1 tRNA gene and 1 rRNA gene are annotated in these 348 nt (G+C 46.0%); both read right to left on the bottom strand.

The features are described 5' to 3' along the window. Positions 1-42: 42 nt before the first annotated feature. Positions 43-119, bottom strand: a tRNA-Ile gene (locus tag CFI03_RS05530). A gap of 172 nt (positions 120-291) precedes the next feature. After that, positions 292-348: ribosomal RNA gene (locus CFI03_RS05525) — 16S ribosomal RNA — on the bottom strand; the annotation flags it as partial.

Here is a 348-nt window from a genome sequence, read left to right as displayed (position 1 = left end):
TATGGCCCCATAGGGTATAAGTTGTCATTATCAAAAAGATAATGGTGGGCCTTAGTGGACTCGAACCACCGACCTCACCCTTATCAGGGGTGCGCTCTAACCAGCTGAGCTAAAGGCCCTTAACAACTATTTAATTGAAAGATTTATCGGGGTCCCCGAAAAGTAATCGGCATAAGCTACATAGCTTAACTTCACTTTTGGGGGTTCCAATTGTTCTTTCAAAACTGACAACGAGCGAGCGACTAACCTGCCTGATTTATCTGATCATCATCGTGATCAGGTATTCCTTAGAAAGGAGGTGATCCAGCCGCACCTTCCGATACGGCTACCTTGTTACGACTTCACCCC

Source organism: Paenibacillus sp. ATY16, assembly GCF_003399985.2.
GTDB lineage: Bacteria > Bacillota > Bacilli > Paenibacillales > Paenibacillaceae > Pristimantibacillus > Pristimantibacillus glycanilyticus.
The sequence above is the reverse complement of the archived record's forward strand: the minus strand, read 5'-3'. Positions and strand labels throughout refer to the sequence as shown.